Below are 25,559 nucleotides of genomic sequence, written 5' to 3'. Positions count from 1 at the left end.
TACAAGGGTATGGGCTTTTACCTAGACACATTTGAGGCAATTCCGTTAGAAGGACATTGAATAAACATTGAAATAAAATCCGCTCTGCAACTAAACACGTTCTTTAGTTGCAGAACGTTGTCATTCCATTACTTGTCACTAGGGGCGTGACAGGTACGAAATTTCTACAGCCATTCATCAGCAATTGTGCTATTATCAGCGAGTGAGTAGGCAGCATTCGTGATTGCTTGTGCTAACGTATCACCAGTTGCGCATACCTCATTAAAGCAGACCTCGGAAACCCCTTTTGTTGTATAAGTAAATCCTAAATCTTCTAGCCTTTTAACAATTAGCATCGCATGATCAAGGTTTTGCTCGGGTTGAAACCCTTGAATGAAAATACCATTTTCGTAATCATACCATTTATCCCAAGTATTTAATTTCCAACCTAGTATTCGACGTGCTATTATTTCGATTTTGTTCATATCCTCGTGGCCCACCTTTTTCTCTAGTTTTTTATTATTTTACCATTTTCATGGTTCCTATCCCATATAATTGAACCTCTCACGACTAAAGTCGCAGGATTCTAGGGTCCTTTGGACGTTAAAACCCTTTTTAGACCTAAATCTAGCCAATAGGATTCCTGCTTCATTGAGAACTGTACTTCATTATGAAGCGTCCTTACACTCCCTCCATTGTCCAAAAGCACGACAAACAGCATCTTAGATGCTGACAGGCACACTCCGCAGTTCCTGCGGTAAAAAATTCATAGGTTGAGACATTATTAATAATCTTATTCCCTCTTCTTTAATGTTAGTTGCCGCGTTGGTATCACGATCGTGTTCTTTTCTACAATGGGGGCAGATCCAAATACAATCAGAAATAGACAAAGATATTGCTGTTGACTCAGCACAAGCCGGAATATATTGGTGTACGGCAGAGACGAAATGATTACATATGAAGTGCAAAATGTTTATGATATAGAAATGGATGAAGAGTGGACTTAAGTATTATGTAGCTTGCTGTGATAAGGTGGCATCAGATGATCAAGGTGGAGTACTAGCTGGAGGCGCAGTATCAATGTCAGGGCCCGGAGACGGTTTCTATCCAGTATCTATCCAATATAACGAAAAAGATGAAATTGTAGCCTTTTTAATAGATTTTTTCGGTGAAGATGAAGAAGAATAATTACGTGAATGTTACTATTAATAACTTTCATTAACTATAAGCAATTTTCAAGTATCGGGCGCTATTCTTAAAAAAGAACGCGCCTTTTCACATCTGGCCCCTACTATGGCTTTGTAATAAACTCATAAGGGGACTTACTTGTTTGAGACTGATGTCCCATAATCTTTGATGGTTAATTTTACGTTGTATTTGATCGGGATCTTACTAAAGGTTTGATCCCAATCTTTTTTGACCTTTTCCCAAACTTTTGGATACTCAATTCTCAATCGGTTTCCAAACCCTAGTACATCTACATGGTATTCCTGTTGTGTTTTGTCTAATACATTCTTCACCAATTGCTCCACTTCTTTTTTACTCACTTTTTCTGCTCTTTTCAGAAATTCATTTTCAGAAAGTTCCCCCGAAACTACCCAATTTTCAGCAATTCTTCCTTCAGAACTGATCTTTACTTCAAAAGAGATGTTGTTCCCATCAACATGTGGTCGAATTTTACTTTTCATTGACTCTATCTCGTAGATAATTGGCTGACCTGTCTTTTCATCCCTAGTTTTCACTAGACCGCCTTTACCCTCTCCAGTTACCCATGTTATACCTTCTAAATCCTTCTCATTAAAAAAACCACGTAGTTTTTTTGCCTTTCCATCAATCAAGGAAGCTCCTGCAAATTTTACTTCCCCATCCTTCATGCTCACATTTTGCAAAAGAAAACTGGATTCTGAATGTAATTTCCCATTTAATTTAGCAAGTGGCATAGTAGGCAAAATCTTTGTGGTTCTTTCTTGACCTTTTGAAATTTGAATGAGATGGAGTGCTGGAATAACAGATGGTTCTTTCGACTCGAGTGTTTTACTCGCACGGTTTTTAGCGATTAAAATGATACTGCTTGGCCTGATCTCCTGCTCCCTAAGAAAAAAATCTAAAATTTGTTGCAAATTCACTGTACGTGCAAGATCCTCCCCAATGACAATCACTTTTGAATGCTGAGCAAAGGCACGTTTGTCGCTTCTCAATATCATATCACGTAAAACAGGAAGGATGGCATCGCCTGATTCAGAAACATTATTGTAAGCTTTTTGCTGTGGCTTCCCTTCCTTTTTTCCCGCACCAGTTGTCTGGGAGGTGACAAGTTGATTGGTAATCGTCATCAAAGCTTTGTCAGGATATCTGTTTTCATTCCTCTCTAACGCTTCCTCAAGACTCTTATCTTTCTCTAAATCCAATGCAATACCCACGACTAACCCTAAGTCTTCAATTTCTCTACTACTCCAGCAGCCGGTAAGAGTCAAGAGTAAAAGAAATGACAGGAAACGAAAGAGGAGCCGAACATCTTTATGTCTCTGTTTCATGTTTTCCCTCCTTTAATTTCGAGACAATTAGAAGAAGCAGTGGTATTACACCAAATAAAAGCAACGCGGCATTGCCAATCATATCCCCAAGTTTAAAAAGGTCATTAATACTTTTCGGGGTCATGGCAATAATGTAAATAATCGGAATCAATCCATACATAAATGGCTGAATCTTCCTTTTGAATAGTTGAGCAAACCCCAAAGCAGCTGCATAATAGGTGATGGTAAAGGTTGCAAATATTTGCATAATCCATATCACAAGTAACAAAGACTCAAACCGTTCAAAGAGTAAACCGGGAATTTCAAAACTTCGCATTAGGTCAATTGTCGGCCATGTTCTCGTGACCACTCCATCAACAGATAATGCTCCGATGACCATCACAACGGTAATGACATAAAAGATCATGGGGATGGAAACCCCAACTAGAATGACTTTTACTGCTTTGTCTGGCTGTTGCATAAACGCTACAAGGAGCAACATAATTTCAGGACCTAAAAACATGAGTCCGGTTGCCTTTAGCCCTGCTAACATTGGCTTGATTCCCAATCCTAAAACCGGACGGAGATTATCTAACTCAAATATTCCTGAGCTCATAAAGACCACCAGCAAAAAAATAACGACCGTAATTGGGAATATTATCAAAAACAGACGGGCCATCGGGTTGATGCCGCTGATAATCAGATAAAGTCCAATCCACATAAACGGCATGATGATGGCCCAGGAGGGGGTGCCTTCCAATAAAAAAAAACCTGTTACTTCTGACAGCGTTCTAACTTCAAATGCGGAAAGTGTAAAAAAGTAACCTACGATCAGTAGACAAATTAATCCGCCTACCCATTTTCCCATCAGTTCCTGGCTGTATTGGTAAAAGGTTTTTTTAGGATACTGTTGGCTTAATTTGACTATGATGATTCCTGCCATTATCGCAATCAGTCCGCCTAGAATAATTGTTATCCAAACATCTGGTGTTTTAACCTTCTCAACAGATGTTCGGGGCAGGGTGAGGATACCTGCTGCAAGAATATAATTGACGAGGATAACAGCTGCTTGCGAAGTGGTAATTCGGTCTTTTTGATTGACTATCATCGCTCGTTCATTTCCTTTCATATTGAGCTATCCTTTACGGATGGAATCTTTCGTTTGCATCAACTTTGGACGGCGTTTCATCATCATGAGCGGCATACGTATCATAAAATCTTTCCAATCACTTACTCGATAAGGTGCTGCTGGGCTGATAAAAGGTACTCCAAAACTCTTCAGCTTCACCAAATGACTGCAAAGTAAGAGGAAAAATAGAATGATCCCATACAATCCCAACATGGCAGCGCAGAACATAGCTGCAAAGCGAAGGATTCGTAACGTAATCCCTACGCTATACTGTGGGATGGCAAAGGAGGATATGGCGGTTAACGACACGATAATTACCATAACGGGACTGATAATCCCAGCTTGAACAGCAGCTTCACCAATGATTAGTCCACCGACTATCCCCATTGCGGGGCCAATCGGCTTGGGCAATCGCAGTCCGGCTTCCCGTAAAATTTCGATGGATATTTCCATAATTAGTGCTTCGATAAGTGCAGGAAAAGGAACACCTTCTCGTGCTCCTATTATGGACATAGCCAATTTAGTAGGGATCATTCCTGGATGGAACGAGATAAAGGCAATATACAAGGAAGGTGCAAAAAGAGATATAAAAACGGTAAAATAGCGCAATAAGCGGATAAGTGAACCAGGCAACCACCGCTCATAGTAGTCTTCGGGTGATTGCAGCAGCATGCTTAATGTAACCGGAACGATCAAAGCGAAAGGTGTACCATCTAATAGGATCGCCACCCTTCCTTCCATTAAGGCGCCGATAACGCGGTCGGGGCGCTCTGTATTTTGTACTTGTGGAAAAGGACTAAGGTAATTGTCTTCGATCAATTGCTCTACATAGCCTGATTCTGGTAAATCATCAATATTAATTTTCTTGATTCTATGTTTGACCTCTTCCACTAAATCTTGGTTAACAATCTCATTCATATAGGCGATGACTAGTTTTTTTTTAGCACGCATTCCTACTTGAAAAGGAATGATGGTTAAACTGCGATTATCACCATGCTGTCGCAAAAGGGCAGTATTATCGCTTAGGGTTTCTGTGAAGCCTACCCGTGGACCTCTAACTAATGGTTCCGAAACTGGTTCTTCAATATTGCGTGATTTCCCTTTGGTTGTTCCAAGAATTAGCACTTCAGGCACTCCAGCAACTAACAGTGCAGTCGAACCTGTCAATACTTTGGAAACCAAATCATATAAATCATGTACCTCTGTTAATTCACTAACAGAAAGGACTTGATTTTTAATAAATTCTTTTGAAACTGTTCGATTCAAAATAGATGGATCCTGTTTATATTCTTCGGAAAAATCTATCATCAATGATTTCATTATGTATTTATCGATGAGTTCTTTATCTGAAAGTCCATCAACAAAAATGATTGCCGCCCGAATACCCGTGCTCCCGATATGAAACTCCCTAAAGTGAACATCTGAGTTGTGACCGATTTCTTGCCTGACGCGTTCGAGATCTATCGTAAACTCCCCGGTGAAATGACCTATTGAATCTTGAGAAGGCTTAAATCTCTGCGTTTTCTCACTTTGATTGCCGTGCTTTTTGAGTTGTCTGTTCTTTATAATCTTTCGTCTCATTTTCATCAATCCTCCTTTGATGGGAAATCCACTCAAAAAACCTCGAGATCACATAAGGAATGGATAATGCAATAAAAGCTTGCAAAAAAACTTTCCAGTCAGGAAGATAAGAAACCACCAATTTCCACATTTTCACTCATCCTTTAAATGCTCTATACCAATAGCAGAAACTACCATAAAACATTGTTGTTTAGAAAAAGTAATATATTGGATAGTATTATGAGTATTCTTGTTTTTTATGTGTGAACTAAAACTAATCTGCATTTTTGTAGGAGGAGTAGATTCAAGTCGTAATTGGCGAGCCCCTAAAGACAAAGACAGAGGCGTAGTTTCACTTATGCGTTAGGAAATTGAAAAATTTCTTCCTATTACCTAACAAAAAGCCAGGCATCATTAGCCTGGCTCATGAGTGAGGATCCGCCCCCTTGGGGTATCGATAATTCTTAAAATCCATAAGTCTATCAAATTTCCTACCAATTTCGAATCGTGACGGGAGCCAAATCTTTACGCTGATACCTGTTGCTGCTGAAGTTTTTTTGTTTTACTCCTCTTTACACTCAACCATTCATACATAATGGGTATGATGAAGAGGCAAATAAGGGTAGAACTGATCATACCGCCTACAACGACAACCCCGAGGGTTTGCGATACAAGTGTGTTTCCGTTACTTGAGGCAGCTAAAGGAAACAGGGTCAGAGTCGTCGTCCCCGCTGTCATGAACACCGGCCTCACCCTGGTAGCCGTTCCGAAGAGGATTGCCTGTCTCACTTCCATTCCTGCAGCAAGATTCCGTTCAATTTTATCGACGAGGACAATGCCGTTGGTAACCGCAATGCCAGCAAGCATCAACATTCCGATCAAAGCAGCAAGATTCCATTCCATGTCGAGAAGGGCCATGCCCCAAACCGACCCAATCAAGGCCATCGGAATACAGATCAATACGGCGGCCGGAGCATGCCAGCCGCGAAATACCGCACTTACAATCATCAGGACGAGTGCAAGTGACAGTATGAGCGCGAGGCTCATCTCCATTACCATTTGCGTGACTTGCTGAGAGATTCCTCCAAGCGAATAATCAATACCTGAAGGAAGGTTCAACCCTTTCATTGTCTCTTTTACTTGACTCGTTACCTTCCCAATATCCCTTGTGACAATATTACCGGTCACGGCAACAAATGGACGGCCATCCCGTTCACTGATAACGGTTTGGCTGCTCGTCTCGAGTGTGGTAATTTCCGCCAACGACACTTGTGAACCATCCTTGGCGATAAACATTTCGTGTCCAATTTTTGAGAGAATCGTTTTTTCCGGATTCGGGTCACCAGCCAATACGAGGTGATCTTGAGTAGTGTCCATATGGAGCTCAATGGGAATATTTACGTCTCCAGCGGCAACGTTCATTCTTACGTCCTGAGGTAAATAGCTATTCATTCGATTAGTAACTTCATCGACATTAAGACCTAAGCTTTGGATTTTCTTCTGATTAAGTACAAGGAAATGTTTCATCGACTCATCGGCATCATTCGCCGTTCCTTCCACACTTAATCCGGGGACCATCTGCAGTTTACTTCTTACCAGGATTGCAGCTGAATCCAGTTCGCGCTGGTCTGCCCCCGTTAAGATCACCTTTAAGCGGGAATCATCGCCGGAAATATTTTGATTAGCAACAGTATAGACTGCAGATGTTGATAAAGCTCCAAGATGGCTCTGCAATTTTTTCACGAATAAGTCAGTGTCTGTTTGTTTTTTGATGCCAACTGAAATAGTAGCGATATTTTGCTTTTGAATCCAGCCGCCGCCTTCATCAAAAACATCGTCAAACATCGGCGTAAAGTTGGATCCTAGAGTAGAAGTGAATGTTTCGACCTCAGGTCTGTCTTTTAAGATGGTTTCAATATTTTTTACCTCAGCATCAATATCAGAAAGCTGGGCTTTCTCAGGAAGTTCCACCTGAATGGTAACACCATTGACATTTTCTCTTGGAAAAAAGTTAACTGGCAGGAAAGCAGCTATGGCAACTGTAATACAAAATAAAACCAACGTTAGGACCACAATTACTTTTTTCTTTAAAAATACCCACTTAAGTACGTTTCGAGCTTTTATCTCGATGTCGACTGACTTTGTAATCGGCTGTTTTTTCCAACATAAATAGGCTAAAGCAGGTACGACAATAATCGAAACAGCCAGTGATGTTACGATGGCAATAACAACAGACCACGCAAATCCGGAAAAAGCAGAACTAATCATCCCGCCGATAATCGAAATAGGCAGAAACACGGCGACGGTAGTCGCAGTGGAGGAAACAATCGCGGGTAGCATTTCCACGACCCCGCTCGCCATTTGCCGCGCTGTTACTTGGTTGTTCGATTTTTCCATTTGTTTTCTGTACATATTATCGATCACGACAATCGAATCGTCGACCACTCTCCCCATCGCGACGATTAATCCTGAAATGGTTAAGATATTCAAACTGACATCCATCGCTTTCAGGAGAGTGGTTGCGGCAAGTAGACAGATCGGCAATGACAGGGCAATAATCAAGGTTGAACGAATATTCCTAAAAAAGACAAAAACACAGATGATAGAGAACAAAATACCTAATAATCCTTCTTTTATTAGTCCTTTTAAAGCATTGTTTATTTCTTTTCCTTGGTCTAGTAAGATAGTGAGATCAACCACTTTTGACTTGATTTCAGGTATGGCTTGGATTCGTTCGTTGATCTGTTCTGTGACATCCGTTACGTTTGACGAAGGCGTTTTTAATACATCAAGAAGAACACTAGGTTTTCCTGTTGTTCGCGATATAGTTTGTAAGTCTACTATGCTGCTCTTAATAGTGGCAATGTCCTGTAAAACGACTGTTCCTCCTTTTGGAGTAGGAATTTCAATGTTCTTTAGGTCGGTGCTATTAATCTCCCAACCTGTTACGCGGATCGGCATCGATATTTGTCCATCCGGTCCACCGTTTTCTTTAATTGTTCCTTGCGGCCAAATCGGATGCATCGAAGAAAGAGCATTTTGGATATCTTTCATGTTTAAACGATATTTTTCGACGGCATCTGCTTGCAGCGTCAACACGTAACCGGATTTGCCTGCACCGGTTTCACGTACTTCGCTTACTCCGGGAACACGCTTGATTTCATTCGCAACTTTAGCTTCAATCGATGTACGCAATTGATTTTCATCCATTTTTTCGCTGGTCAAACTTAATCGCAGAACAGGAAACGAGTTCGTGCTGACCCGTGAAATCAATGGTGTGTTCACACGATCTGGCAATTTAATTTTTCCAAGGGCCGTATGTACTTCCTTCTCCGCCCTTTCCATATCGGTATGAGCAGGAAAATAGAGGCTTGCCATATAACCGCCATCAAACGAGTTAGTTTCTATGTAACTAAGTTGATCAACAGAGTGGACCACTTCCTCCACTTTTGCCGCAATCGTTTGTTTGACCTGATCTGCTTGATAAGAGTCCGCTTGAATCGTCACCATAAGGGCCGTGTTGTTAATAGGCGGCAGATAATCTCGCTGCATCTGAAAAGCAGACATTGCCCCCCAAATTATTATTAAGGCGACACCTGTTAGGATTAAAACCGACCGTTTCATTGCTGCTTCAATAAATCGAATCATGGCAAAATAAACCACCTTCTACAAATAGTAAATGCATAGAGAATTCCTTGGGGCTGGACAATTCTCAAAGATAAAAATTTTTACAGGTATCTTTTTAAAAAAAGGGTGACCCAGAGGATTGAGTCCGCACTCGCATCATCATGTATTTACAAGGATAGATGTTTGTGGGGCCACTATTTTCCCTTTGCGCCCCCCTATTCATCATGATTTAATTAGACTTCTTCTCTCCAGGATATGGTTTATCTCCTTTTGTCGCTTTCCAAAGAATCTTGTTTAATTTTTCAGAGTCTGCATGATCAACTCCAGTAAAGTCTAGTTTTTCCGATTCCTTTGCCATTGGTGCATTAACCCCATTTTTACGATCAAGCGGATAGGTTGGTTCGATCACCTTAAAGGATGTAAAGTCTGGTTTATGTGTGAACGAATTGACCATTGGAACAGCCGAGGCATCAAATTGGGTCATCGGCTTCATCCCCAAGATCATTTCCATCGTACGAAGCATGGAAGTTGTATCGTAAAGGGTACTGTCCACTTTCCCTATTTGCGTGTAAGGGCTGATAACGAGTGACGTTGTACGGTGTGCATCCACCGAATCCCACCCATTCTGGGCATCATCCTCTGTAACAAAAATAGCTGTTTCTTTCCAATAAGGGGAATGGCTGACCATATCGACAAGCTTTCCAAGTGCATAATCGTTTTGTGCAACCATAGCTTGCGGCGTTAGTTCTCCCACCTTCGTTCCAAGTGTATGATCGTTAGGCAAACGAACAATTTGCAGCTGAGGCAGATTCCCGTTTTTCACATATTGCTGAAATTCTTCTGCCCACGCCTCATATCGGGTAAGATCGGAAATTTTAAGATCATAGGAAGGAAAATCCGGGTCAAAATTATTGCCGATGCTAGGTTCATTCGCAACATATTTTCCTGTTTTTTTGTCATAATTGACGAATTCCCCATAGTTTCTGAATGATACACCTGAGCGAGCTGCATTTGTCCAGAAGAATCCTGCTTTTGGATAGGCCGCATCGTTATCCCCTTCAAAGTCATAACCGCGGTTACGACCAGAATAGTTGGCCAGCCAGTTTTTCTCAACATAATCATTGGACTGGGCAGCAGTAGACCAGTTATGGCCTTGGGCGCTGATTTCAGCATTCGCATAAAAGTTGTCTAATAACCCGAATTGATCAGCAAGCTGATGGATATTTGGTGTAATCTCTTTGCCAAAGATGGTTAAGCTAGGATCGCCATTTCCTTTTTCCATATCGCCAAATACTTGGTCATACGTACGGTTTTCCTTAATCACATAAATAACATGTTTAATCGGTGATTCTTGACCTTCGAAGCGCGGGATTGGGAATTTTTCACTGGCACTGAATCCAGTTGGCTTATAAATCTCATTATTCTTTTCTACTTGCTTCGTATATTTTTTCAACTGCTTTTCATTCGGAGTATCGATAAACGACATCGTCCCTTGGATCATGCTCCCGATATACTGTCCTTCTCGATTCGACCCGGCTCCAAGGCCCTTCGCATTCAGTACCATGAGTTTATCATCATTTAAGTAAATACCGCTCGGATACCACCCAGTAGGAATTAGCCCTGTCACTTCTCCTGCTCTTAGGTCAACAACGGCTATATCGTTATTTCCTCCGTTCGAAACGTAAAGAGTTTTTCCATCCTTACTTAAGGCAAGCGCATTTGGCTGGCTTCCTGCGGGAGCATTTTTATACGGGCTTAGTGAAATCGTTTTGATTTCTCTTTGTTGGTTAGGGTCAATAACGGAAATGGAATCGCTGTCGGAATTCGCTACATAGAGTTTGCCTTCCGCCGTGTTTTCAATAATCGCATTCGGATGCAGTCCGACAGGAATGGTGCTTTTAATGGTTAACGTTTCTGGATCCACGACACTGATGCTGCTTTCACCCCAGTTGCTGACATAAAGGGATTTCCCATCATGGCTTAATTCGGCTGTGTAAGGATTTTTGCCAACAGAAGTGGTTTTTACAATTTGATTGGTCGTAAGATCCACTTTTGAAACCGAATGATGTAAATTATTAGCAACTAATAGAAACTTCCCATCCTTTGAAACAGATAATCCTGCCGGATAGAAGTTTGTTTTGTTTTTATCTGTAAGCATAATCGGAGAACGGGCCGCTAATGTTCCGTTTTCAAATCCATAGACGCGGATTTTGTTATTACCGCCTGCGGATGCATAGACGGTTTTTCCGTCCGGACTAAAGGCGACCCCTAAATAAAGGGCTTCAGGAGATTTGTAAGGAATGGTCTGAACGACTTGCTGGGTGTTCACATCCACCACTTGAAGGGATTGCTCACCTTGACCATCATTGGAAACGATGAGATAGCGATGATCAGGACTTAATGCACCACCCATTGGAAAATCACCAAGGGTCACTTGTGAACCTGGAGGAGTTACCATCCACCCGTGAGGGGTAACAGCTGTTCCGTCTTCTTTCGGACCGACCAATTTCGTGTAGGCCGCATAGGTTGACGTGGAACCAAGAAGCAAGGCAACAAGCGATGTTACTAGTAACTTTTTGTGTTTCATTTTAACATCTCCTTTTTGATTGGGTTTGTTTACAAAACCAATCTTACTCCGCTTTTGTAAATTGGAAGTTAAGGAAAATTAAAGAAATATAAAGAAAATTAGGATAATTTATCGATTGATATTTATCTTTAGGAGGTATTTCCCATTATCCAAAGAATATAACTCCGACAATTTTAGTATTATTTAAGATTCATAGGTTGTAGAAATGGAATTTTTCCATTAAGTGAAGATCGCAATTGAGGCAAAAACAAAATCAATATTGTGTTATCGTCTTGCTAATCAAAATGGGGGAAAACTAACTGAAAATGATAAAAATCAACTGTGAAATCATCAAACGCTAGAAATTTTGAAACAAAAGACGAAATAAACACTATCTCACGGAGTTCTTATGGTATGTAAGAAGTTGCTTTTCTTCATTTAAATGTACTATTAGAGCCCTTAAATAGTTACCTTTTTAGGGGAATCTTCTCTTATCCGTCACTTTGAATGATTTACCCGTCAAAAGTGGTAATTACCCGTCATTTTTCCCATTTTACCCGTCAAGCCCCTTCTAAAAGGTTCGAAAAGCTAGGCATAATGTCCGGATCGGGTCACTTTACAGGTTGCAGATTAGTTCATGCATAAAATGTGAAATGTATAGCCAAAACTCGGTTACAATGTTATATTTAGTGTAATATTACACTAAATAGTTCGAAGTGAAACATTATAGTTACTTTACTAAAAGGTACATTACTAGGAGGAATTCAATTGAAGAAAAAAACGAAGTACACCATACTAAATGTATTATTAATCGGAACATTGTTGCTAAATTTGCTTGTTTTTACGTCACGAATGAGCTATTTCCCATGGTTTATTGAAGATGCTTTTGGGTATGTTGGTGTATTTGTTACGACTCCAATATTGTTAGTCATATACTTCTTTTTTCACCGTCTTCAAAAAAATGATAAAGTGACTAACTTAAATAAATTTATACCACTTATTGGAGCCATAACTTCTCTTATCATTGTTTTGGTGCATGTCACAGATTTTGCTAATCTCTTAGCTCTATCTGTTAATACAATTATGTTTATCATCGCTTGTGTCATACTCATTCAACATGTAGGTAGGAATCAATCAGGTTCTTATTAAAACGAACTACCGACAAAACGTGGTCATAAAAATAAAGTTGAATAATAATCGAAGTTTGTAAAGAAATGTTTTCAGAAAGAAAAAAATGTAAGCTGTCATTTTTAAAAGAGAAAAGATTTTGAAGTCCAATTGGTTAGATACAAAAAGGGATAGATTAAGCAGAAATTATTCTGTCTTATCTATCCCTTAATCATTTCATTATATTGATATTCAGGTAAAACTTACTTTTTGCGACCTTAAAAAAACTCTTTGAATCCGGCCCTTTTTTCAAAAAAGAAGCAAGAGAACCGTCCCCTTGCTTCTACCTCGAAACATCAAATTCCACTGCCCTGTTTGGGTTCTTTTTTTTCATAATAAAATAAGCAAAGGCGACCCTTCCTGCTTTTTTTCTCGTTTTCGGTCATCAAATGATCTGATAAAATCAATCAAATCTCGGGGTGTGTCAATGTACCCGAATCCATAAATGAATTAATATTATTGTCCCTGATTCCGAAACAATCCTTTAATAACCATTCATTTTCTGGTTGCTCTTCTAGTTCTTTGATGATTTCAGAAGCTCTCATTTCGAGTCCTTTTCCAAGAGCTATGATGGTATCTAGGCCTGGCTTCTTAATATCCCTTTCTAGCATGCTGATATAGGACCGATCTAGATTGGAGCCGTGCGCTAGTTGCTCTTGTGAAAGCGACCGAGCTTCCCTCAATTTTTTCAATACCTTTCCAAAGTGAACAGACGAATAATCATCCAAAGACATTCTCCTTTTGAACACTGACGTCGTACCAGCTTGAATCCATTATTTTTGCTCCTCTTCTAATGCCTCAAAATTGTATTTGCCTGTTTCCTCCTTGGTTAGTTGGTGTTCTTTCCTCGGTTCAAGATAGAAGATAATTGGATTAGGATGATTGCCTCTTTTCATCGAAATTCGTATTAATCGATTGGCTGTATCAATTTTGTCATTAAAGGAAGATAACTTTGAATCGACCATAATGGTATAACCATTGCTCAATTCTACCTTTGTCTTGATACCCACTGCTGTGGTTTTCACGATATGTTCGGGATTAAACCAAATACAATCCACCTTATGAGGTGATTTATTCGGAAAAAGGCAAATACCCAAATAAGGATTCACGATAATTGGACACTTTACTTTCTTATCAAGTACCGATTTCGCACCCATCATTGCCCCTTTCAAATCAAAGCCTATGTAAGTCAACGTATCATCTAATAGTTGTAAAGGTGTCCTGTTCACTAGAAAAGCCGATTTACCTGCCATGACCCGTGCACACAGTTTTCCATATCGATTATATTCCCCCATCATCAAGATTGTTTTCTTTTCGATAAAGTAATTTTTTTGAATAATAATGGTCATCCTCTCCTTTAAATCTAATTGATTTGAAAAAAGGCTCGCCTGCTACTATTTCTGATATGAACTGCCTAATGGACAACATGATTACGCTTTCATTAATGTGTATGAACGCCCCTCACCACCTTTGGACCCCGCCAACAGATTTCTTCCTTTTAAGGTAAAATGGATTAAAACTGTCAGTGTATTGGGAAATGTTTTAAAAAAAGGTAATATTAACCTTCCGTATCTATTTAATAATAATCGGGACTTTATTACCACTGACTAAAGTATGCAGGATTCGCCATTTTAAGCGTTAATTCGTGACAAATAAATGACAATTTTTATTTGAGGATCCCTGGACGCCCTAAAGTTTGTCGAATAGTGGCGAATTAATAGATAATTCAAAACCCCTCTATAGTAATCTAAAACTAGCAAGTTTCCCTCTCTAAACAGACAAATATCGACCATATTTCAAATACGCTATACCATTCAATCGTTTGATTAATAACTACATAAACACTGCTATATTGGGAATTTACTAATCTGGCAAGAAAAATTTTTGTCTAATAAGCGGTAGAATTTCATCAGATCAAGTATTCCGGTGCCAGGCACCTAAATGATCTTGGTCAGCTACCACTAACACATCCATGTGGCGTACCTCCCATAACAATCGTTGTGTAACCGAACCCTTTATGATCTCTTCCCAACGGGTACGAGCGGATTGTCCAATAATAACTTGTGTGGCTTTTTTTTCATTCATCTGACTAACTAACTTTCTAAAGACATTTCTACGACCAGTTGTCTCATACGTTTCAAAAATACCACCAAGCCGTTCAGTCAATTGTTGAATTTTAGTTAAAGTTTGTTGCTCTTCCGCTGTTAGTGGATGGTCCTTTACATATGAAACATACCATGAAGCTTTCAAACGATAAGCAATACGAAATCCGCGGCGAACAAGCCTTTCGCTGTCAGGCCTCAAATTGGTACAAACAAAAATGACTTCCTGCTGCCTCCAAGGACCTCTTAATGTTCTTTTTCTCTCCCACGCCTCTAACCGTTCATCTACATCATCAGCTACTTCTCTGAGGGCTAGCTCACGAAGTGCTATGAGATTACCAGTTTTAAAGAAATGATTCAGCGCCTGATTTACTTTTTCCACAGCATAAATCCGACCTTCCTTCATCCTGTCGCGTAATGCTTTGGGGGAGATATCAATCAATTCAATTTCATCCGCTCTTCGAAGAATGTGATCAGGCACGGTTTCTCGTACTCTCACCCCTGTTATTTGTTCTACGCTGTCATTTAGACTTTCTAAATGTTGAACATTCATAGTAGAAATCACCGAGATGCCTGCTGCTAATATATCTTCCACATCCTCAAATCGTTTATGATACTTGCTACCAGGAACATTTGTATGTGCTAATTCATCGACTAACACGACTTCAGGATTACGCTTAATAATCACTTCGGTATCCATTTCTTCTAATGTAGTTCCCTTATAGGATATTTTTTTGCGAGGAATGATTTCCAATGAGCCTATTTGGTCAAACGTCTCTTTCCTTCCATGTGTTTCTAATAACCCAATCGTAATATCAATTCCCTTTTTCTTTAGTTCATTCGCTTCTCGTAACATCGTAAAGGTTTTGCCTACTCCGGGTGCAGCACCCATATATACTTTTAACGTCCCCCGGCGAATGTTATCCATTTCGTTTTCTAGTTCTTGAATCGTAAGACGACGATAAGGATTTGTTGCTATCTCTTTCTTTCTTTGCTTTGTTGGAATAACACGTTCCCCATCTTTTTCGGCTCGGTCCGCGACAATAAATACATCTATATTTCTCGTTTTCCGGAGGATTTTATTGATAATCGAACCATAAGCCATTTCTTCCCAACGAGTCCGCTTCGATTGCCCCATTACAATCCTTGTTACATTGTGCTCTGTGGCATAGTTTACAATTTGGTCGGCAACCGAATCGTGTTCCATTGGTAATTCCTCAAAATCCCCTCCCACTTTCTCGACTAGCTTTATAATCGAACGTTTGAAAGTTTGTTCATGCTTAGATAAATTTTTATTTACAAAACAAACAACCTGCAATTCGCCTCCTAATCTCTTGGCAATTTGCTGCCCACGCCTGATCAGTATCGATCCATTCCAATGGTATTGCACGGTTACTAATATTTTTTCAGATGCTCCAGAGGGGCCAATCATTCCATGCTTTTCTCGATACTCGTCGAGAGCATCATTTACTTCTCCTGCTAAAAAGCGAAGGGCAAGTTCACGAAGAACAGCTAGATTGTTCCGATGAAAGAGGTTTTCTTTCCCTCGCTTTTCCTCCAGACTAAGCTCGATATCTCCTTCTTGGAGCCTGCTTAGTATCACTTCAGGTGTTACATCCAACAGCTTTACTTCATCTGCTAATGCCAGCGTATCTTCTGGGATACTACAATTGACTCTAACTCTTCCGTCTGTTAATTTATCAGCTATCCCTCGAACACCTTCAAGCTCATAGATGTTAACCGTTGTGATTACACTAATGTTCCTATTTAATAGATAGCTAATATCATCCAAACGAGTGGACCTGGGGGCTTCCGGCCGATTTCGATGTGATAAGTCATCGACTAAAACCACTTCAGGATTACGGGCAATGATCGCCTCAACATCAAGATCGAATTTTGCTTCACCCATGTTTATCCATTCAATAGAAGGAATGATTTCTAAGCAACCAATTTGTTCCATTGTTTTTGGACGGTTTGATGGACTGACGATTCCGATGACAACGTCTAGCCCTCGTTTTTTTAAAACATTCCCCTCCTGCAGCATATGATAGGTTTTGCCGGTACCACTTACAGCACCTAGAATAATTTTGAGGTGGCCTTTGCCTATTTTTTGTATCGACCTTAAGATTTCTTCTGGTGTTTTTCGGCGAAACTCCCCTTCACTCATGCATGCCCCTCCTTTTTGAAAAAGGAGAGAAAGACTCTCCCCTCTTTATTTTAATTGTTGTAATGCCATGTTTAGTTCTAGAACATTCACACGTGGTTCACCAAAAACCCCAAATGAACGTCCTTTAGTATGTTCATTGATTAGTCCTTGTAATCGATTTTCCGAAACACTCAATGCTTTTGCAATTCTTGGTACCTGTGCCTTAGCTGCTTCCGGAGATAAATCCGGATCAAAACCGGAACCGGAAGTCGTAACTAAATCTGAAGGGATTGTATGACCAATATTTCCATTTCCCTTTTTTAATTGATTCACATTGTCTTTAACGGTTTTCACGTATTCATTGGATGCAACAGCTGCATTCGTTGCAGCCGAAGCGGTTGGATCATATTTTGCCGCGGAAGCTCGTGGATGAAACCACTCCGGCCCTTTAAACCCTTGAGCCAAAAGCTCTGAACCCTGAACTTTCTCGTTCTGAATAACAAGACTACCTTCTGCTTGTTTGTGGAATAGTGCCTGAGCAACTGCTGTTGTTGCCAAAGGATAGAGTAAACCACATAGGATCATTAAGAACAACGAGGTTCGCAGTGCAACCATAAATGACCTCATCAATAATCTCCTCCACATTTTATTATTTAAGCTAGATGAAAAGCAGCTACAATCATATCTATTATTTTAATACCGATAAAGGGAACAACCACTCCACCAAAACCATAAATGAAGAGGTTACGGGAAAGGAGTTTATTCGCACTCATCGCCTTATATTTTGCCCCTTTCATCGCAATCGGGATGAGGAGAGGAATAATAATGGCATTAAAAATCAAAGCGGAAAGAATCGCTGATTTTGGTGATGCCAGCCCCATAATATTAAGAGATTGTAATGGCGGTATGAATGTAATAAATAGCGCCGGTATAATCGCAAAATATTTGGCAATGTCATTAGAAATCGAGAAGGTTGTTAATGCCCCCCGGGTAATCAATAATTGCTTGCCGATTGCAATAACAGATAATAGTTTAGTAGGATCTGAGTCCAAATCGATCATGTTAGCAGCTTCTTTTGCTGCCATTGTCCCTGAATTCATCGCTAATCCAACATCTGCCTGTGCAAGAGCAGGGGCATCATTCGTACCGTCACCTGTCATCGCAACAAGTTTACCTTCTTCTTGTTCCTTCTTAATAGCGGCAATCTTATCTTCAGGTTTTGCTTCTGCGATAAATTCATCCACACCTGCTTCCTTAGCGATGGTAGCTGCCGTTAAGGGATTATCACCTGTACACATAACCGTTTTGATTCCCATTGCTCTTAGTTCAGCAAACCGCTCTTTTAGTCCAGGCTTAACAGTATCTTTTAGATAAATAAGCCCGTATATCTTATGATCAATCGCAACCGCTAAGGGAGTTCCTCCTGCCTTTGCGATTGTCTCGGCTTTCTCGTCAAGGTCTGCAGGAACGCTTCCACTTTTATTCGTAACATATTTTTTAATCGCATCAACAGCACCTTTTCTTATCTCGATACCATTTTTTAAAGTTAGACCAGACATTCTAGTTTCTGCCGTAAATTCAATAATCTCTGCCCCGTCGTATTCCTTTTCATCCCAATGGACGCCTTGTTTACGGGCTAACTCGACTACAGAACGCCCTTCAGGTGTTTCATCTTTTACCGAAGCTTGTAAAGCCGCGAATGTAACCTCCTGTTCAGAAACATTGGCTACTGGTACAAACGCACTTGCCATTCTGTTTCCAAAGGTAATAGTTCCTGTTTTATCAAGTATCATCGTATCAATGTCACCAGCAGCTTCTACTGCTTTACCCGACATCGCTAGCACATTAAATTGCGTTACTCGGTTCATCCCAGCTATCCCAATGGCCGAAAGCAATCCCCCTATCGTAGTTGGAATTAAACAAACAAGAAGCGCAATGAGAGTGGCCACATCTAAATGAACTTTTAAATAGTCAGCAATAGGCACCAATGTCATAATGACAAATAAGAAAATAAGTGTTAAAACAGCCAAAAGAGTGGTTAACGCCATTTCATTCGGCGTTTTTTGTCGAGAAGCACCTTCCACTAATGAAATCATCCGATCAAGGAACGATTCACCTGGATCTGTTACGATTTTAACGATGATAAAATCCGATACAACTCTTGTTCCTCCTGTAACGGATGAGAAGTCCCCTCCTGCCTCTTTAATGACTGGGGCTGATTCACCCGTAATCGCTGATTCATCAATCGAAGCCAAACCTTCGATAATTTCTCCATCAGAAGGAATCATTTCACCTGTATCCACACGAACAATATCGCCTTTGCGTAATGAAGTAGATGGAAGCTCTTTGTACGATCCATCTTTTTGTCTAACCTTCGCCATCGTTTCCGATTTCGTTTTTCGTAATGTATCTGCCTGTGCCTTACCCCGCCCCTCCGCTAGAGCTTCGGCAAAATTCGCGAACAGCACCGTAAAGAGAAGGATAAAAAATACGGCTACATTATACCCTCGTCCTCCTGTACTAACCCCAAAAATATCTGGTTTTATCGAAAGAATCAGTGTTATGAGTGTTCCGACTTCGACAACAAACATAACCGGATTCTTAATCATCACGAACGGGTTTAACTTTTTAAATGAATCTGTGATGGCTTGAAAGATAAGATCTTTTGAGATTGCTTTATTTTGAATGGCCATAAGTCATCCTCCTTCATAATTCCCCTTACTACTAGTGAAACATCCCAAGATGTTCGGCAATTGGCCCTAAAGCAAGTGCCGGGAAAAACGTTAATGCACCGATTACCACAATAATCACGACTAAGATCCCAGTGAATAGTGGTGTATCGGTGCGAAACGTTCCCGAAGTTGCAGCTGCCACTTTCTTAGTAGCAAAGGATCCCGCTATCGCTAACATCGCTATGATGGAAATATATCGACCTAACAGCATGACTAAACCAATTGCGATATTATAAAAGGTGGTATTTGCTGCGAGTCCAGCGAAAGCCGAACCATTGTTTGCTGCTCCTGATGTAAAAGCATACAAGACTTCCGTTAATCCATGTGACCCCGGATTTGCTATCGACGAAATAGCACTAGGTGTGACGAAAGCAATCGCTGTTGAAACTAGAATTAACACCGGATGAACCAGCAAAGCAATCGATGCTAATTTGACCTCTTTAGATTCAATTTTCTTTCCTAAAAATTCAGGTGTTCGCCCAACCATCAAGCCGCAAATAAATACGGTTAAGATGACATACAATAATCCGTTTAACAACCCGACTCCTTTTCCGCCAAACACGTTATTTAACATCATTTCCCCAAGTGGAACAAGACCGCCAATCGGAGTTAATGAATCGTGCATATTGTTAACAGATCCCGTTGTAGCAGCTGTCGTCACAGCCGTAAATAAGGCTGATCCTGAGGTCCCAAAGCGAACTTCTTTCCCTTCCATATTCCCATGAACACCAAGTGCATGTAATGCCGGTGTCCCGTTATATTCAGCAATAAAAACAATGGAAAGAAACACTAAGAACATGATTCCCATCGCTGCGAAAATGGACCAGCCTTGGCGTTTATTCTTAATCATCACTCCAAATGCATACACCAATGCTGTTGGTAGCAGCAGCATACAAAGAATCTCCATTAGGTTCGATAGTGGAGTTGGATTTTCAAATGGATGGGCGGAATTGGTGCCAAAGTATCCGCCGCCATTTGTTCCAAGATGCTTAATCGATTCTAACGATGCAACAGGACCTCTTGTAATCATTTGTTTAGCACCTTCTAGTGTTGTGGCATCCGCCGCACCATGGAGTGTTTGAGGTACTCCTTGAAATACCAGAAATAAAGCTACTATAAAAGATAGTGGCAAGAATACACGCGTGATGGAACGAATCAAGTCAACATAGAAGTTTCCAAGGTTATTCTGACGTGCTACTAGACCGCGAATAAAGGCAATCGCCACGGCAAATCCTGTTGCAGCCGAAGTAAACATCGGGAATGTAATAGCAATCATCTGGGATAAGTACGACAGTGAATTTTCTCCGCTATATGCCTGCCAGTTTGTATTCGTAATAAACGAAGCTGCCGTATTAAAGGCCAAGGCAGGAGGCATATTATCGATCATATCTGGATTTAATGGTAAAAACTTTTGTATTCTAAAAATGACATACATGAACATCATCATGATAAAATTAGTGAGCAGCATGGCGAAAACATACTTTTTCCAGCCCATCGACTCTTTTTCTCTAACTCCAATTAATCGGTAGATGAACCGCTCTACTGGTCCAAAAAACCGGTCCAACCCTGTTGTTTCATAATCGAAAACTTTCACAAGGTAGGTACCAACCGGTTTTACTAATAAACCAGCAATTAGTAAGGTAACTACTACCTGTATTAAACCCATAGTCATTTGGATCTTCCCCCCATTAGTACATGATTAAAACTTTTCTGGTTTCATTAAGACGTAAAATAAATAAATAATCAGAGCAACTCCAATCATTCCTGGTATGAGCATTCTCGATATCCCCCTATGCTTTCTTTAGTAATGAAAAAAAATAGACCAATGCATACTCATTCCCCAGTTAACCAATGACAACGATAGCTAAATAGAAATATCCATAAAAAGGTATTCTAAAAAGGAATTTCGCTGTATTGATTAAGTAATGGAGAAAAAGTACTCATTGGTCTACCTAACGCCTAGCAAGCTTAATCACTCTCTTTGCGTTCTGTCTTCCATATTCCTTTTTCTTATTAATAGGCATAATAAAAAGACCTACTATTCATCCTCAAGCTGCCCTTTTGCTGAACAAACAAAAAAGCCCCCTGAATTAGGCGGTCTCTAGACCTCCTTCGCTTTAGCCGACGAAGTTAGCTGACGGGTAGGATGGCGAAAGAGCATCTCATCCTTTCTACAACGTGTAGAATTAACCCCTAATAATTGGTTCCTCCGTTCCTGAGTTCCCTCAGGATTAAGCCGAATTATTAAATTACTTATTACGATGTAATTGTAAGCTTGAGCAACTATCTTGTAAATGGCTATATTTGGTTAAAAATAGCCTTGATTTAGGATTATCCCTTAAAAATACGATCTTTTCGCCTGTTTTCTAATCCATTCTCATTATTTTATATACCTCTACCTGATTGACATCCCTCTAATGACGAAAGTAATATTATGTTCATATTGTCAAAGGATCAGTTTTATTAACTGGGGGTCATAAGATGGCTTATTCTAAAAAGAAACTTGAGGCTGAGATTAGTTCAGCATTTATAACATTCCAAAGGGAATTACTTGGGCGGGGGCCACAAGAAGCAAAAACATATATTGTTCAAGATATGGTCATCACTCGGTTCAAAGGAGTGTTGACCACTGAGGAAAAGCACCTTGTTAACCATGATAAGGGAAGAACATTGGTAAAGAAAATGAGACAGGTCCTACGTGAAATGTACAGTCAAGAATATGAAAAAATTGTAGAAAATCTTACGCATTGTAAAGTTCTATCCAGTCACAGTGATATCAGCACGAAGATGGGCGAAAGAATAGAGGTATTTATTGTCGACAAAGATTTAGAAAAATTATTAGATGAATAGCCAAAACCATCCATGTCGGTGAAATAACTTATCTTGTCAAATCCTCCCCTTTTTTTGATCATACAATGAGGATGTATTAGCTGGATCTCTTGAGAGACCAAAAGGACCGAGCATAATTTTTTATTAAAGGTCGCAAAATTAAGTTTTACCCGATTATCATAGGACTTTTATAGAATGTCTGACAAAATAATGAAATGATTAAGGGATAGATAAGACAGAATAATTTCTGCTTAATCTATCCCTTTTTTACAACATATGACCTCATTTACAACAACAAAACCGTACGTATTTACTGCTACAAACTATGAAATTGTTATTAAGCAAAAGCGTCCGCTTAGTAAGGTTATTTATTCTTAATAGTGGGAAAAATAATCACCTCTGTTAGCATTTCCACATTCTTTTAACCTCGACCAATTCCTGACCATCGAATTCCATTCTGTATATATCTGGTTTTGATGTATGTAGCAAAAAATTCAAATCGTACTGACTGTCATAATACCCCATCATCAAAGTCATAACAGCTCCATGAGTGCCTAATACTACTTTCTGTCCTCGATAAATCTTTAATAATTCTTTTAAAACTTTTATAGCTCGGTTCTGACAAACTGCATTAGACTCCCCTCCCGTTAAAGCAAAGTTTGGATCAGAAAACGAATTCTTTAACAAAGGGAATAATTCCTTATCAGATATTCGCTTGTCTTCATCAGAAAAAATTCTCTCTTTAAGATCTTCAAATACTAAAACTTCTTGTCCTAAATGTCTAGCTAACTCCTGAATAGTTAGGATTGATCGGTTGTATGGACTTGAAACCAAAACCTCAATACCTTCCCCCAGTAATATATCAGTTATTCGATAAGCATCTAATTTCCCTGTTTCAGTTAACCCTCTTGTTCTTTCATTTCCTTCTGTTTTTGGTGATTCACCATGTCTCACCATGTAAATGAAAGTTTTCATAATACCCCTCCATAATTCTTAGAATCTTGTAATTCCAAATAAATCCCTGTTTTAACTCTTGCGGTAAATCTACAATCCAAGACGAATACTAAACTGGAGGAAAAAATCCCCGATATTATAAATATAACAATAATTAATATATAAAAAGAAAGGGAGAATACAATCTATGCAAAATACAGGAAGTTTCACAATGAAAGTAAATCAAGCAGAAAAAACCATTGATATGACAGTGAGCGGTACATTCACTCCTGAAAAAGCACAAGAGTTTATTAAGGATTATCAACAAAAATTGTCTACGATTAAACCAGAAGAATTTGTTCTACAATTTGACTGCAGGGATTTAGCTGTTGTTTCTCAAGATATGGTTCCAAACCTTGAAGCTTGTTTGGCCATGTACAGGGATTCAGAATTCAAAAAGGTAGTGGTTGGGATTCAAAAGAAACCAATCATTAAGTTACAATTAAATCGTTTGGCAGGTAATGTAGGGCTTACCAACTTTGAAGTTGTAGAAATTTATTAAAGGATATGTAATTAAAGGAGTAAGGTTTTATTGAAGCCTTGCTTCTTTTATTTAAATTGAGTAATGACTCCATCTCAATCCTAATAAAATCAAATTTTTATATGATTGGATATATATAGTAATTTATTTGTGAATTTTTATTTATAGGAGGCGTGCTTTAACAACTATGACAAATATTAAAATTAAAGCAATAGATGTGTATCATGCACAAAAAACAGTTCCAAATGAATTTTATTATGACCATTTCGAAAAACAAGGACAAAATATTGTTCATTTTTTAGAAATTATGGGAAGAGAGAACAGATTTGTGATTGATAATGAAGAAGAAAATTCAATCACAATGGCAGTTGAAGCCTCAAAACAAGTATTAAAGAAAGCTGGTTTAACAGGTAACGATATTGATATGTTGGTGTTTTCCACGCAAGTACCTGAACAAACTTGTCCAACAAATGCGATATTCCTTCACCATGCTATTCAAGGAAAAAAAGATATGGTGATTTATGATATGAACGCCAATTGTGCAGGAATGACGATTGCAGTAGAACAAGCATCACGTTATATGTTATCTAATCCTCATGTTAAAACAGCATTAGTGGTAGGTTCTGATTATCTTTCTTTATTAGCCAATCCAGATGATGTCATGACCTATGCGAATTTTGGAGACGCTTCTTCAGCAATTATTCTAGAAAAGACTGATGAACAGTCTGGATTTATTGATGCAATGTTTGAAGTGGATTCGGGTAATAGGGGCAATATTTTGTTTCCAGAGAAAGGATTATCAAATACATTAAAAGGCAAAGATAAAGGAGACTCGATGCGGTGGCTTCCATTTGACGGTGCAATGTCCTTACCGTACGTCTATGAAATGTTTGAAAAAATTCTAAAAAGAAACAACATGACAATTCAAGATATTGATCATTTCTGTTTATCTCAATTTGCTCATGTTAATATTAAAAAAATTCAAGAACGATTTGATATTCCAGATGAAAAAATTATTTATGTGGGAGACCGATATGGATATACTGGTACAAGCAGTCCTTTTGTGGCTCTTTATGAGGGGATAGAAGCTGGAAAAATCAACCGTGGAGACAATTTATTGTTCTGGACTATAGGAGGAGGTCATGAGTTCGTAACCATGTTGTTTAAATACTAACATGATAAAAGAGTGTACTTAAAAAGACTTCTACACGGATGTCCAGTTGTTAAGTAAAATTATTCCGGCGCAAATTCAAGTGGCAAATGATTTTTACGATGCGATGTCTGCAAAGTATAGGAAGATTACCAATGTGTGCGGGAATTCCCTTGGTGGTGCAACCACGAATGCGGTTGGGATTAAAAGTTGCCGAAAAATTTGATGAAAAAATTATAAATTTTAAAGACGATGTGTGACTGGCGAGACACGGATCACCGTGAGGGAGCACACCGTATCGTATAGCCGTTCGTCTGGGCAGAGGTAAGGGACATTACTCCCTTGCCTCTTTATGCTTTTAAGGAGGCGATTAGAAAGCAAATTTTTATACTGAATAACAAAGTAAAAAGCGCTATGATGGTTATGGGTCACACTATAACAGGAGTAGCTTCTGGAGAGGATGCGGTCTGGCCGCAGCGCCGAAGGGTTCAATATCTCAGGCAAAAGGACAGAAGATAACAGAGACACGACTTGACTTCTCCCCATGGATAAATCCAGGGGATTCTTTTTTAAACCTTCATCAAA

21 protein-coding genes and 3 riboswitches are annotated in these 25,559 nt (G+C 39.5%); of the genes, 6 read left to right on the top strand and 15 right to left on the bottom strand.

Going from position 1 to position 25,559, the window contains the following annotated elements; all coding sequences use genetic code 11:
* Positions 1–164: 164 nt before the first annotated feature.
* Positions 165–464 (bottom strand): BC1872 family protein, encoded by a 300-nt coding sequence (locus RTR43_RS16145; protein WP_312473254.1) that lies wholly within the window; start codon positions 462–464, stop codon positions 165–167.
* A gap of 237 nt (positions 465–701) precedes the next feature.
* Positions 702–869, bottom strand: coding sequence for a zinc ribbon domain-containing protein (locus RTR43_RS16140; protein ID WP_312473253.1), 168 nt, complete (start codon positions 867–869; stop codon positions 702–704).
* Between the two features lie 100 nt (positions 870–969).
* On the opposite strand from RTR43_RS16140, the gene RTR43_RS16135 reads away from it, so the two are divergent.
* Positions 970–1,167 carry a hypothetical protein gene (locus tag RTR43_RS16135; RefSeq protein ID WP_312473252.1) on the top strand — a complete coding sequence of 66 codons (198 nt, stop codon included), beginning with the start codon at positions 970–972 and terminating at the stop codon, positions 1,165–1,167.
* Positions 1,168–1,301: 134 nt separating this feature from the next.
* Here the strand turns inward: RTR43_RS16135 and RTR43_RS16130 are convergent, their stop codons facing one another.
* From RTR43_RS16130 to RTR43_RS16110, 5 genes are all read right to left on the bottom strand, one after another.
* The gene (locus tag RTR43_RS16130; protein ID WP_312473251.1) at positions 1,302–2,513 is read right to left on the bottom strand and encodes a Ger(x)C family spore germination protein; all 1,212 of its coding nucleotides are present in this window, start codon (positions 2,511–2,513) and stop codon (positions 1,302–1,304) included.
* Positions 2,497–3,600 (bottom strand): spore germination protein, encoded by a 1,104-nt coding sequence (locus RTR43_RS16125; RefSeq protein ID WP_312473293.1) that lies wholly within the window; start codon positions 3,598–3,600, stop codon positions 2,497–2,499. The genes RTR43_RS16130 and RTR43_RS16125 overlap by 17 nt, the downstream gene beginning before the upstream one ends.
* Positions 3,601–3,627: 27 nt before the next feature.
* Positions 3,628–5,202, bottom strand: coding sequence for a spore germination protein (locus tag RTR43_RS16120; RefSeq protein ID WP_312473250.1), 1,575 nt, complete (start codon positions 5,200–5,202; stop codon positions 3,628–3,630).
* Positions 5,203–5,706: 504 nt separating this feature from the next.
* The gene (locus RTR43_RS16115; protein ID WP_312473249.1) at positions 5,707–8,829 is read right to left on the bottom strand and encodes an efflux RND transporter permease subunit; all 3,123 of its coding nucleotides are present in this window, start codon (positions 8,827–8,829) and stop codon (positions 5,707–5,709) included.
* A 208-nt stretch (positions 8,830–9,037) separates the two neighbouring features.
* Complete coding sequence (locus RTR43_RS16110) at positions 9,038–11,395, bottom strand: bifunctional YncE family protein/alkaline phosphatase family protein (protein WP_312473248.1); 2,358 nt, start codon at positions 11,393–11,395, stop codon at positions 9,038–9,040.
* A gap of 747 nt (positions 11,396–12,142) precedes the next feature.
* On the opposite strand from RTR43_RS16110, the gene RTR43_RS16105 reads away from it, so the two are divergent.
* On the top strand, positions 12,143–12,523 hold the full coding sequence (locus RTR43_RS16105; protein WP_312473247.1) for a hypothetical protein: 381 nt from the start codon (positions 12,143–12,145) through the stop codon (positions 12,521–12,523).
* A 425-nt stretch (positions 12,524–12,948) separates the two neighbouring features.
* Here the strand turns inward: RTR43_RS16105 and RTR43_RS16100 are convergent, their stop codons facing one another.
* The 7 genes from RTR43_RS16100 to kdpF form a co-directional block, all read right to left on the bottom strand.
* The gene (locus RTR43_RS16100; protein ID WP_312473246.1) at positions 12,949–13,269 is read right to left on the bottom strand and encodes a helix-turn-helix domain-containing protein; all 321 of its coding nucleotides are present in this window, start codon (positions 13,267–13,269) and stop codon (positions 12,949–12,951) included.
* 45 nt (positions 13,270–13,314) lie between these two features.
* Positions 13,315–13,890: a competence protein ComK gene (locus RTR43_RS16095; protein WP_312473245.1), complete on the bottom strand. Its 576-nt coding sequence runs from the start codon at positions 13,888–13,890 to the stop codon at positions 13,315–13,317.
* 565 nt (positions 13,891–14,455) lie between these two features.
* Complete coding sequence (locus RTR43_RS16090; protein ID WP_312473244.1) at positions 14,456–16,810, bottom strand: universal stress protein; 2,355 nt, start codon at positions 16,808–16,810, stop codon at positions 14,456–14,458.
* A gap of 45 nt (positions 16,811–16,855) precedes the next feature.
* A complete protein-coding gene (gene kdpC / locus RTR43_RS16085) occupies positions 16,856–17,416 on the bottom strand; it encodes a potassium-transporting ATPase subunit KdpC (protein WP_312473243.1) in 561 nt (186 codons plus the stop codon).
* A gap of 26 nt (positions 17,417–17,442) precedes the next feature.
* Positions 17,443–19,482, bottom strand: a complete 2,040-nt coding sequence (kdpB, locus tag RTR43_RS16080) for a potassium-transporting ATPase subunit KdpB (RefSeq protein WP_312473242.1) — start codon at positions 19,480–19,482, stop codon at positions 17,443–17,445.
* Positions 19,483–19,513: 31 nt separating this feature from the next.
* Entirely contained in the window at positions 19,514–21,187 is a 1,674-nt protein-coding gene (kdpA, locus tag RTR43_RS16075; RefSeq protein ID WP_312473292.1) for a potassium-transporting ATPase subunit KdpA, read from the bottom strand.
* A 33-nt stretch (positions 21,188–21,220) separates the two neighbouring features.
* Entirely contained in the window at positions 21,221–21,283 is a 63-nt protein-coding gene (gene kdpF, locus RTR43_RS25655) for a K(+)-transporting ATPase subunit F (RefSeq protein WP_396954592.1), read from the bottom strand.
* Between the two features lie 342 nt (positions 21,284–21,625).
* Positions 21,626–21,769: riboswitch (cyclic di-AMP (ydaO/yuaA leader) on the bottom strand.
* 233 nt (positions 21,770–22,002) lie between these two features.
* On the opposite strand from kdpF, the gene RTR43_RS16070 reads away from it, so the two are divergent.
* The gene (locus RTR43_RS16070) at positions 22,003–22,371 is read left to right on the top strand and encodes a Na-translocating system protein MpsC family protein (RefSeq protein WP_312473241.1); all 369 of its coding nucleotides are present in this window, start codon (positions 22,003–22,005) and stop codon (positions 22,369–22,371) included.
* A 381-nt stretch (positions 22,372–22,752) separates the two neighbouring features.
* On the opposite strand, the gene RTR43_RS16065 is transcribed toward RTR43_RS16070, so the two are convergent.
* On the bottom strand, positions 22,753–23,325 hold the full coding sequence (locus tag RTR43_RS16065; protein WP_312473240.1) for a histidine phosphatase family protein: 573 nt from the start codon (positions 23,323–23,325) through the stop codon (positions 22,753–22,755).
* A gap of 190 nt (positions 23,326–23,515) precedes the next feature.
* On the opposite strand from RTR43_RS16065, the gene RTR43_RS16060 reads away from it, so the two are divergent.
* The 3 genes from RTR43_RS16060 to RTR43_RS16050 all read left to right on the top strand — a co-directional run bounded on the left by RTR43_RS16060 (position 23,516) and on the right by RTR43_RS16050 (position 25,200).
* The gene (locus RTR43_RS16060; RefSeq protein WP_312473239.1) at positions 23,516–23,845 is read left to right on the top strand and encodes a hypothetical protein; all 330 of its coding nucleotides are present in this window, start codon (positions 23,516–23,518) and stop codon (positions 23,843–23,845) included.
* Positions 23,846–24,011: 166 nt separating this feature from the next.
* Positions 24,012–24,998 carry a ketoacyl-ACP synthase III gene (locus tag RTR43_RS16055; protein WP_312473238.1) on the top strand — a complete coding sequence of 329 codons (987 nt, stop codon included), beginning with the start codon at positions 24,012–24,014 and terminating at the stop codon, positions 24,996–24,998.
* A gap of 46 nt (positions 24,999–25,044) precedes the next feature.
* On the top strand, positions 25,045–25,200 hold the full coding sequence (locus RTR43_RS16050) for a hypothetical protein (RefSeq protein WP_312473237.1): 156 nt from the start codon (positions 25,045–25,047) through the stop codon (positions 25,198–25,200).
* A 20-nt stretch (positions 25,201–25,220) separates the two neighbouring features.
* A riboswitch (ZMP/ZTP riboswitch) is annotated at positions 25,221–25,301 on the top strand.
* Between the two features lie 114 nt (positions 25,302–25,415).
* Positions 25,416–25,496, top strand: a riboswitch (glycine riboswitch).
* Positions 25,497–25,559 lie beyond the last annotated feature (63 nt).

The organism is Neobacillus sp., from assembly GCF_031988165.1.
In the GTDB taxonomy this organism is placed as follows: Bacteria; Bacillota; Bacilli; order Bacillales; family Cytobacillaceae; genus Neobacillus; species Neobacillus rhizosphaerae.
The sequence above is the reverse complement of the archived record's forward strand: the minus strand, read 5'-3'. Positions and strand labels throughout refer to the sequence as shown.